7 protein-coding genes are annotated in these 10,255 nt (G+C 57.6%); 3 read left to right on the forward strand and 4 right to left on the reverse strand.

Annotated elements, in window-relative coordinates:
* Window positions 1-102: 102 nt before the first annotated feature.
* From ACUZ79_RS13740 to ACUZ79_RS13755, 4 genes are all read right to left on the reverse strand, one after another.
* Window positions 103-891: an ATP-binding cassette domain-containing protein gene (locus ACUZ79_RS13740; protein ID WP_449251929.1), complete on the reverse strand. Its 789-nt coding sequence runs from the start codon at window positions 889-891 to the stop codon at window positions 103-105.
* Window positions 881-1,582 (reverse strand): GTP-binding protein, encoded by a 702-nt coding sequence (locus ACUZ79_RS13745; protein ID WP_022659565.1) that lies wholly within the window; start codon window positions 1,580-1,582, stop codon window positions 881-883. Before ACUZ79_RS13745 ends, ACUZ79_RS13740 begins: the two co-directional genes overlap by 11 nt.
* On the reverse strand, window positions 1,570-2,586 hold the full coding sequence (locus ACUZ79_RS13750) for an ABC transporter substrate-binding protein (RefSeq protein WP_449251930.1): 1,017 nt from the start codon (window positions 2,584-2,586) through the stop codon (window positions 1,570-1,572). The genes ACUZ79_RS13745 and ACUZ79_RS13750 overlap by 13 nt, the downstream gene beginning before the upstream one ends.
* 206 nt (window positions 2,587-2,792) lie before the next feature.
* Entirely contained in the window at window positions 2,793-4,058 is a 1,266-nt protein-coding gene (locus tag ACUZ79_RS13755; RefSeq protein ID WP_449251931.1) for an Nramp family divalent metal transporter, read from the reverse strand.
* Window positions 4,059-4,360: 302 nt separating this feature from the next.
* Here ACUZ79_RS13755 and ACUZ79_RS13760 point away from each other — a divergent pair, with 302 nt between their 5' ends.
* The 3 genes from ACUZ79_RS13760 to ACUZ79_RS13770 all read left to right on the forward strand — a co-directional run bounded on the left by ACUZ79_RS13760 (window position 4,361) and on the right by ACUZ79_RS13770 (window position 10,123).
* On the forward strand, window positions 4,361-6,451 hold the full coding sequence (locus tag ACUZ79_RS13760; RefSeq protein ID WP_449251932.1) for a methyl-accepting chemotaxis protein: 2,091 nt from the start codon (window positions 4,361-4,363) through the stop codon (window positions 6,449-6,451).
* Window positions 6,452-6,663: 212 nt separating this feature from the next.
* The gene (gene ppk1 / locus ACUZ79_RS13765) at window positions 6,664-8,847 is read left to right on the forward strand and encodes a polyphosphate kinase 1 (RefSeq protein ID WP_449251933.1); all 2,184 of its coding nucleotides are present in this window, start codon (window positions 6,664-6,666) and stop codon (window positions 8,845-8,847) included.
* 355 nt (window positions 8,848-9,202) lie between these two features.
* Window positions 9,203-10,123 carry a Ppx/GppA phosphatase family protein gene (locus ACUZ79_RS13770; RefSeq protein ID WP_449251934.1) on the forward strand — a complete coding sequence of 307 codons (921 nt, stop codon included), beginning with the start codon at window positions 9,203-9,205 and terminating at the stop codon, window positions 10,121-10,123.
* The last annotated feature ends 132 nt before the right edge of the window (window positions 10,124-10,255 follow it).

The following is a 10,255-nucleotide window of genomic DNA, read 5'->3' on the forward strand; positions in this document are numbered from 1 at the left end:
GCACATTTTGCTCCTTGTTCTGCTTCAGACAGAGCCTGTTAAAACTGCAAGTAAAGCATATGACGATTGGTGCGGGGCGTTTTCCCCCGCAAAAAATACCAGCTAAAGAACCCAGGGCGACATGTCCGCCCCTTTGCGCAGGGCCTCGCGCACGTCAGACCAGTGCCGCTCCATCTCTTCCAGCCGGGCCAGCAGGGCGTCTTCCGCCGGGGTACGCGCCAGCACCGATGCCACGGCCCCCTGCTCGAACACCAGCCGCCTGTCTGCCGCCAAAGCCAGCACGGGATCGTGCGTCGCCATGACAATAATCTTGTCCGATGCCAGCAGCAGATCAAGGGCCTTGCGCTTGTCCACCCCCGCGTTTTCAATTTCGTCAATGAGCAGCAAGGGCGACCAGCTGAGCAGGGCTGTATCCGCAATCATCAGGGCGCGCGATTGTCCGCCGGAAAGCTGGGTCAACTGCGTACACCCGTCAAAGGATTCGCCAGCCAGTTCGTTGGCGGCGGCAAAAACCCTGGCCGCAGCGGCTTCGGGGTCTGGCACCTCGCGGCTCAGGGCGTGGGTGCGCAAAAAATCCATCACGCCCATATCCAGCACAAAATTCATGTTCTGGGTCAGCTGGGCCACCAGCCGCCCCTGCAGATCAAAGCGCGTGTCTTCATCGGGTTCCGCGCCGTTGAGCAGCACGGTGCGACCAGTTGGGGTATCGCCTGCGGCCAGCGACTCAATATCGCTCAAAAAGCGGCTCTTGCCAGCGCCCGTTGGCCCCAACAGGGCCGTGATTTCACCGGGCCGAAAGTGAATCTGCGTCTTTTCCGGCTGGCCTGCCTTGTCGCGCCCAGGGGTCAGGCTCAGACTGCGCAGGGCCAGTTCCATATTTTCACGCTCCATGGCCCTCTCCAAATTCCGCCTTTTTGACGTTGCCCTTCTGGTAGCGCGCGCCAATGCGCATTTCGCTCAGGCAATAGGAGCAGATGGCTGCGGGCATGGCGAAGCGCAGCCGCATGTCGGTAACGGAGGCAATGTCCGGCGCGATGGCCATGATGGCGGCAAGCTCCGCGCAACCCTGCCCTGTCAGGCCGTTCACGTGGCGGATAACCGCCCGCTGGTTCATCTGCCGGATGCGGTAGCGGTAGACCTCGCGCTCTGCCTGCGAAACCAGATCCCCCTTGGTCACGGCCACCACATCTGCCAGCCGCAGCATGGGGCCGATTTTTTCCGGCGCGTCAATGCCCATGAGGTTGTCGATGACGCACAGGGCCAAGGCTCCGCGCAGATGTGGCGAGCAACGGTTGCACAGGCCAGCAGTTTCGATAATGCAGATGTCGGCCCCGGTTTCTGCGGCCCAGGCAAAGGCTTCTTCCAGATTGGTGGCAAAAAAATGGTCGGGGCAGAGCCCGCCGGAAAGTGCCACGGAAACGGGAATATCCGCCGCCGCGTAGAGTTCGTCGTCGCGGGTTTGCAGGCAATCAAACTTGATGACGGCGCAGGTCGCGCCCCGCGCTTTCAGGGCCGCGCCAGCCCTTACCACCAGCGAGGTCTTGCCGCACGCGGGCGGCCCCGCCACGGTTATGAGACGCATGCCGTGCCCGCCTGCAAACGCCGGAACTTCAGGGCCAGAATATCGCGCAGACTGTTCACATCGTTGCTTTCCACAAAATCCCAGCCCACCCATTTGAGCTTGGCCCCTGCGGGCAACTGCGAGGGGCGCGAACCGTCCACAGGGATGAACCATGCGGCGCTGTCTATGCCGCCAAAGCCATTGGCAAAGAAATCCAGCACCGGGGCCAGACGGGCTTTTTCAGACTTTTTTGCCAGCAGGTAGAGGGGGCTTGCGGCTGCGCCGTCCTCAGGCCAGACAATTTCCACGTGTTCCGGCAGCTTGGTACTCTCGGCAAAAAACAGGGGGATGATAAAGATGCCCCCGGCATCCGGCGCGGCTGTGCCGCAGACCTTTGCCATGCGCGAGGAGTGCATGAAGCTTTTAATGTTGGCGGCAAGCCCGGTGACGCCCGGTTCGCCAAAATCCTTGTACTGGTTGAGCAGCACGGCATCGGCCATGTCGTCGCCATCGCCGCACATGACAATCTGCCCGCGATAACGTGGGTTCATGAGGTCTGCCCAGTTTTTCGGCGCTGGCAGGCCGTCCAGCTTTTTGTGGTCTACCAGAAAAATATACGGGGTCACGCCATAGATGGTATAGGCCCCGGCAGGGTCAATCAGCCCGGCATCGGCATACAGGGGATTCAGTACGCGGGGCTGTACGCTTTCAAATACGCCCGTGTTGACAAAACGCCGCACAAATTCGCCGCGCCAGAAGTCGCCGTAGCCAATGGACGCGATAACGGCGGGCAGCTTGTTCACGTCTGATTCCATATACAGCGGGTCATAAGGATCAACCGACGTGCAGCCCATAGGTATATGCGCCGTGAGGGGAGGATTTGCCGCAGCGGCAATGGCCTCTATGCGCTCCTTGACCACAAGCTTTACCGGGCAGGGGGCATAGAGCAGCAGGTCTGTTTTGCCCATGACGGGGGTATCATCCTGCTGCTGCAATGCCTGCATGAGATGTTCAAGCCTTTTCATGGTGCCTCTTTCCGCAAAAAGTTTGGGAACCGCTCTGGGTACAGCAAGGAACATGCCGATGAAAGATTTCGTTCAACATGCCGATATGTAAGTTAATTTACCTTTCACCTTCATCCACGATCCAGACAATATTGTACTATAGCCACACGGCAATACAATATTGTGTCCGCTGACAGGTACATGCTTGGGCTGGTTCAGAAATGTCGCTAATCCAGCGCGCTGAAGAGCAGCATGATGTTCAGCACGGTCACGATGCCCGTGAGCGTGTAGAGCAGCAGCTTTGTGCCCTTGCCGTTGGCGTATTTGCCCATGACCTTGGGGGACGATGTCAGCGCCACCAACGAAACCATGGTGATGGGCAACTGTACCGAAAGAGCCATCTGCGAAAGCAGCAAGCCCTTGAAGGGGTCGCTGGTCAGCCAGATGAGCACAAGGCCGCAGCCCAGCGAGCCAACAATGCCCATGACGCTGTGCTTGTCCTTGGTATTGTAGGGTTCGCCCGCCATGCCCGAGGTCATGATGCCGCCCGCCATGCCCGATGTGACGGACGAGGCCACCCCGGCAAACAGCAGGGCCACGGCAAAAATCACGGAGGCGCTGTCGCCCAGCAGGGGTTTGAGCAGGTCGCGGGCCTGTTCAAGTTCCGTCACATGCTCCCCCGCTGTCCAGAACACCGCAGCAGCCAGAATGATCATGGCGCTGTTGATGGCCCAACCCACCAGCATGGCAAAGAGCGTGTCAAAAAATTCATAGTCGAGCCTTTTTTTGATAAAGGCGTCGCCCTCAAGATTCCACTGACGGCTCTGAATAATTTCGGAATGCAAAAAAAGATTGTGCGGCATGACCACCGCGCCAAGCACGCTCATGATCACCAGCATGGAACCTTCGGGAAAGGCTGGCATCACCCAGCCCACCGCAGCCTGGGGGAGCCATCCGGCGGGCACCAGCCACAATTCATACAGAAAGGCGATGCCGATCAGCGACACAAAACCGATGATCCACTTTTCAACCTTATTGTACGAATTGAACAGCAAAAGGCCGCCAGCGAGCAGAGCCGTGAGGGTTGCGCCAATGGGCAGGGGGATGGAAAAGAGCATGCGCAGGGCAATGGCGCCGCCGAGAATTTCAGCCATGCTGGTCATGACCGAAGCGCCAAAGGCGCTGAACAGCACAAGCCGACCAAGGGTGCAGGGAAAATACTCCGTTATGGCCTCGGCCATGCATTTGCCCGTCACAATACCCAGGTGGGCCGCATTGTGCTGCAATACAATGAGCATAAAGGTGGAAAGGCTCACCATCCACAGCAGGGAATAGCCGTATTCCGCCCCGGCAGCCAGATTGGCGGCCCAGTTGCCAGGGTCGATAAATCCAACTGTCACCAGCAGCCCCGGCCCTACAAATTTAAGGAACTCTTCGCCCTTGTGGGCAATGCCCGACACATTGCACTTGCTCCAAAAGCTTGTTGCACACATGCAAACCTTCCCGATCTTTAATTTTGATTAACCGGCGGTGCGCAGACTGACCGTGCAGACACACCGGATGCTGCCGTATTGCAATCTGACGGTATACGCACTCATGGGCAGCAGGCAAGTGCGGCCTGCCCCTCTTGCGCGCACGGGGAGTACTACGTATGTGTCATCTGCCCCCATCGTTTTTTTCATGTTACATTTGTATTTCAGATATTAAGATTCCAGAAAACAAGCCGATAATCTTGTTAGCGTCAGATCCGCCAGACTGGACGCATGTCCACTTCAGATTGAGCAGGAGCCTTGCTATGACTATCAGACTGCGCGTTATTCTTGGATTCCTTTTTACAATTATTGTGATGGCAGCAGGCACCCTGCCCTTTATGATCATGACCATGCGCAACAATGCCGAGGAAAGCTATACTTCCAATTCCTCAACCCAGTTGCGCCTCATGAACAACTATGTGGAAACATTCATCAGCGGGGCGGAACGCGACGTCGCCCTTCTGGCGCAGGAACCTTACATTGCTGAAGCTGTGGGTCTTTTCCCCAACTTCTCCAACAATAAAGAAGCGGACGTTTTTCGTCGAGCCGATCTTTCGGTAGATGCCTTCAAAACGGTTCAGCCGCTGGTGCGGCTTGACGAAGGCTCAGAAGATTACGTGGAAGCCTACGCAGGCTACACTGACGGAAGCTACGCGACCTCTGCCGACAATACCAAGGTACCCGCTGGCTACAATACCAGCAAGCGGCCCTGGTACACGCAGCGCGCGGCTTCGTCGCAAAAGGTCGGCCTGGCCGACAGCTACCTTTCCATCACTGGTGAACTTGTGGTGGGCATCACGCACAAAATGTTTTCACGCCGGGGCGACTTTACGGGCGTTCTGGGCATCGACGTTTCGCTCAACGGCCTGTCGCAGCGCTTTGCCGAACTCAATTTCGGCAAGACCGGCTACTTCATGCTGCTCGAAAACACGGGGCGCATCCTCTGCGACCCGCGCAACAAGGATCTGACGGGCAAAATCATTGGCAAGGACATACAGGATCCCGGCCTTGTAAAGCTGTTTGGCGCCAAGGACGGCATGCTGCAAACCGTTGTGAACGGACACGAAGTACGCGCCAATGTGCTCACCACGCCGCATGGCTGGAAGATCCTCATGCTCCAGTCTGAGGAAGAAATTCTTGCGGCCACCAACACCGCCGTGCGCGCCAGCGTAATCATTACCCTCAGCGTGGCCCTGATCATGCTGCTGATCGCCTGGGTCATAGCGCGCTCCATCAATCGGCCCTTGAGCCTTATTGTCAAGGAGGCCGACAAGGTCGCCACCGGCGATCTCAACGTGAACCTTGACGCCCGGCAATTCTACGGCGAACTGGCCGAGCTGCACGCTGCCCTGCTGAACATGGTGAGCAATCTGCAGGAAATGATCACCACCGCCCGCCAGAAAGGCGAGGAGGCCGAACAGCAGACCGCCCTGGCAAAAGCCGCCACAGAGCAGGCAGAGGCCGCCCGCAAAGAGGCGGAAAACGCCCGCCGCGAGGGCATGCTCTCTGCCGCCATGCAACTGGAAGAAGTGGTGAAGGTCATATCCTCCGCGTCCAACGAGCTTGAAGCCCACATCGGCCAGGCCAACCACCTTTCGAGCGAGTCTGCCCTGCGCCTCGGCGATGCTGCCACAGCCATGAACCAGATGAACGCCACCGTGCGCGAAGTGGCGAGCAATGCCTCGTCCGCTTCAGACATGTCTGACCAGACCAGAGCCAATGCCGAAAACGGCGAAAAAATCGTGCAGCAGGCCTTGCAAAGCATTGACCGCGTGCACTCTGTTTCCATGGCGCTCAAGGATGACATGGGTACTCTCAACGAGCATGCCCAGGCCATCAGCCGCATCATGAACGTTATTTCAGACATAGCCGACCAGACCAACCTGCTGGCCCTCAACGCCGCCATTGAAGCGGCCCGTGCTGGCGAGGCCGGTCGCGGCTTTGCCGTGGTGGCCGATGAGGTGCGTAAACTGGCGGAAAAGACCATGGCTTCCACCAACGATGTGGGCAACGCCATTGCGGCCATCCAGCAAAGCACATCCAAGAGCGTGCAAAGCATGGACAACGCCCTTGAACAGGTGCAAACCGCCACAACGTTTGCTAACAAGTCGGGCGAAGCCCTGCGCGAAATCGTCAACAACGCGCTTTCCACTGCCGATCAGGTGCGCGCCATCGCAACTGCCAGCGAGGAACAGTCCGCAAGCAGCGACGAGATCAACAAGTCCATTCTTGAGGTCAATGAACGCTCTGAGCAGACAGCCCACGCCATGAACGCCGCTTCCGGCTCCGTGGCGGATCTGGCAACCCAGGCCAACACCCTGAGCAAGCTGGTAGCCGACATGAAGCGCGGCTAACGCGACCCAGGCATTACAACACCCATCGGGGCGTCCGCCATGCACAGGCGGACGCCCTTTTTATTTGCGCGTGACAAATACGGCAAGCATGGCCCGCTGCATGGGCAAATACGGGCTTGCGCCACGCAATTGTAACAAATCCATCATACATAACAGACGTAAGCGAGGGTAGTTATTGCCCTGCCGTTTTACCAATGCCACGGGAGCATACAATGAAGCCTTCGGCTGTTATGAACAACAGGGAACTGAGCTGGCTCAGTTTTAACGAACGAATATTGCAGGAAGCCCGCGACCACTCCACGCCGCTTATGCAGCGGCTGCGCTTTCTGGGTATTTTTTCCAGCAATCAGGACGAATTCATCAAGGTTCGCGTGGCTTCCCTTGTGCGCCTTACCCGCTCCAAAAGCAAAATAAAGCCGCTGCTCATGGGCGGCTTGACGCCGGATGAAGCCTTGCAGCGCGTTAACGACAAGGCCGCCACCGCGCAAACGGCCTTTCGCGAAACCTACGAGGAAGTGCTGGACGCCATGGAGCACGAAGGAATACGCGTGCGCGATGAAACAGAACTCAGCGAAGGGCAGGATGCCTTTTGCCGTGGCTATTTCGGCAATGTGGTCTATCCGCAGCTGGTGCCGCTTATTCTGAACAAATCCGCCCGGCTGCCCTTTCTGCAGGACAGCCAGATATACCATGCCGTCAAGATGGAATCAGACGCGGCACCCGGCAAATGCCGCTATGCGGTATTGCGCATCCCCGTCAACGCGGCCTGCCCGCGCTTTGTGGAAATGCCCTCGTCGCCCGGCTGCCACGACATCATCTTTGTGGACGACATCATCAGGCTGTGCCTGAACAATATTTTCTTCATGTTCAACTACGACCGCATCTCCGCGTACACCTTCAAGGTAATGCGCGATGCGGAACTGAGCCTTGACGACGACGTGTCCAAAAGCCTCATTGAAAAGATGGAAGAAGGGCTGGAGCACCGCCTGCGGGGCCGCCCCGTGCGCCTTATCTACGACAGCGCCATGCCCGAAGACCTGCTTTTTCTGCTGGCCTCAAAGCTCAACCTCAAGAAAAGCGAGCTTGACCCCGGCGCGCGCTACCATATGATGCGCAGCCTCATGAACTTTCCGCGCGTGCGGCCAGATCTGGAAAACGCCGTCATGCCCGCCCTCACCCATCCGGATATCAAACCCTTTTCCAGCATTCTCAAGGTGGTGCGCAGCAAGGATATTCTGCTGCACTTTCCCTACCACACATTCAATCATGTGGTGGAATTTCTGTGCGAGGCGGCCATCGACCCCAAGGTGACGGATATCTCCATCACCCTGTACCGCACTGCCGACCATTCGCGCATCATCAATGCCCTTATAAACGCAGCGCAGAACGGCAAACGGGTTACGGCCTGCGTGGAGCTCATGGCCCGCTTTGACGAAGAGCGCAACGTCAAAAGCATCGACATGCTGCATCAGGGCGGAGTGCGCGTTATCCACGGCCTCAAAGACCTCAAGGTGCACAGCAAGGTCATTCTTGTTGAGCGCGTCGAGGGCAGCAAAAAAACAGGTTATGTCTATATCGGCACCGGCAACTTCAACGAAGACACAGCCCGCCTGTATAGCGACATGGGCCTTCTGTCCGCCAATCCCGGATTTGCGGAAGACGCCCGCACCATCTTCAATTTTCTCAATGCATCGCACAAGCCTGTTTCGTGCCGGGAGCTGGTGGCGGCCCCCCAGTGCATGCGCGCCTTTTTCACCAACGCCATTGAGCGAGAAATACGCAATGCCAAAGCCGGGAAAAAAGCCTATATCCACGTAAAACTCAACAGCCTCACCGATGAATCCATGATCCGGCTGCTTTACCGCGCCAGCAAGGCCGGGGTGGAAATACGCCTTATTGTGCGTAGCGCCTGCTGCCTCAAGCCGCAGGTTCAGGATCTGAGCGAAAACATCCGGGCTATCAGCATTGTGGACAAATTTCTCGAGCATGCGCGCATTGCGCTCTTTTGCAACAACGGCAGCGAGCTGGCCTATATCTCAAGCGCCGACTGGATGCCCCGCAATCTTGACCGCAGGCTGGAGGTGGCGGCCCCTGTCCACTGCCCGGCCCTACGCCAAAATCTGCGGGATATTTTTGACATCCAGTGGGCGGACAACGTCAAGGCCCGCATTCTTGACGGCACTGGGGTCAACAAATACAGCAAGGGCGAATCCGTGGCCCCCTGCCGCTCGCAGACGGTGCTCCACGAATATTACAGCCGCATGGCCGCACGCCCTGCAACAGATGCGCCTGCCGCTCAGACCGAAATAAGCCGGGCCAAAAAGTCACGGTCACCTGCAACCAAGAACCGAAAGCCCGCGCGCGACGACACGGCTGGCGCACTAGCTGAAACTTAGGGCTGCTTGCCATTCAAGGGCCTGACTGTTTGGCGTGGGTGCTGAAAAAATCTACGCCGACATGCAGGCATCCAATGTAAAGAAACCCTGAAGTCGCAGGTTTTCCTGCACCCCTCGCCCTAAAAACCAGTGTATATTCCTGCGGTCTTGGTGTAGTCTTACCGAACCGCGCCTCAGGGCGGGCGGTAACTACCGCAAGGCATTTCACCCACTGCCGCAAGCGCAGTTTACGAATGAAGCGAGTTAACTGCTCTGCAAGGATTTTTCTGAAAATCCTTGCCGCGAAATGCGAGCAGGCAGGCTTTGTCTGCCGTAAGCGAGTATTTCAAGTGTTAAACTCTCTAGAGGAGACAGAGTGAAACCCAGCATGCTTGCCGCCATTGACGTGGGCTCCAACGCCATACGCTTTCTCATCAGCAATGTTGAAGAGCTGAGCCCCGACAAGCCAGTCAAAAAAAACGCCTATCTTCGCATTCCCATTCGCCTTGGGACGGATGTTTTCCTTTACGGGGCCATCTCTGAACAAAAGCAGGCCGCCTTTGTGGACGCCATGATCGGCGTTGCCCACATCATGCGGGCCTACGGGGTTGACCACTACCGCATCTGCGCCACCAGCGCCATGCGTGATGCCGCCAACGGGCAGGACATCATGAATCTTGTGCGCGAAAAAACAGGCCTGCGCATAGATATCATCAGCGGGCTGGAAGAAGCGCAGATTCTTTTTAACGCCAATGCCCTTGCCCGATACACCGATGTGAGCAGCGCCCTGTATGTGGATGTGGGCGGCGGCAGCACAGAGGTGGTCGCCCTGCGCGATGGCAAGCTGCAAGAGGCTTTTTCCTTTCAGCTCGGCACGGTGCGCATTCTCGCCAATGCGGTGAACCCGGCGGAACGAGAACGCTTTGCCACAGAAATGCGCAGACTGGGTGAAACCTACGCGCCGGAATGCGTCATTGCCTCTGGGGGCAATATCAACAAAGTTTCAAAGCTGCTCGAAAAACGGGACGGCAAGCCCGTTGGCGCGCCGGAACTGCGCGCCCTCTACAAGGATCTGCTGGCCTTGCCGCTGGAAGGCCGCATGGAAAAATACGGCCTCAACGCCTACCGGGCGGACGTTATTGTTCCGGCACTGGACATATTCCTCGGCGTGGTTGACATGTCGGGTGCAAAGCAGCTCATCATACCCAAGATAGGCCTTGTGGATGGCATTATCCGTCACATGTGGCTCAATGCGGACAGCCTTGAAGACCGGGCTTGCCCCGGGCTGGCGCACTAGGCCGACACACATCTCAGGGCACGGCCTCAAGGCACTAGGCTGTGGATTCCGCACATTTTTTGTGTGTGCAGACCACCGTGTCCCACGGCCCTATATACTTCTTCAACCTTTGCGGATTGCGCCTCCCCCCGG

The sequence above is a fragment of the Desulfovibrio faecalis genome (assembly GCF_053570625.1).

Coding starts and splice junctions, on each gene's coding strand:
- ACUZ79_RS13740 (WP_449251929.1), bottom strand. CDS start 891: ATGGAGCGTGAAAATATGGAACTGGCCCTGCGCAGTCTGAGCCTGACC.
- ACUZ79_RS13745 (WP_022659565.1), bottom strand. CDS start 1,582: ATGCGTCTCATAACCGTGGCGGGGCCGCCCGCGTGCGGCAAGACCTCG.
- ACUZ79_RS13750 (WP_449251930.1), bottom strand. CDS start 2,586: ATGAAAAGGCTTGAACATCTCATGCAGGCATTGCAGCAGCAGGATGAT.
- ACUZ79_RS13755 (WP_449251931.1), bottom strand. CDS start 4,058: ATGTGTGCAACAAGCTTTTGGAGCAAGTGCAATGTGTCGGGCATTGCC.
- ACUZ79_RS13760 (WP_449251932.1), top strand. CDS start 4,361: ATGACTATCAGACTGCGCGTTATTCTTGGATTCCTTTTTACAATTATT.
- ppk1 (WP_449251933.1), top strand. CDS start 6,664: ATGAAGCCTTCGGCTGTTATGAACAACAGGGAACTGAGCTGGCTCAGT.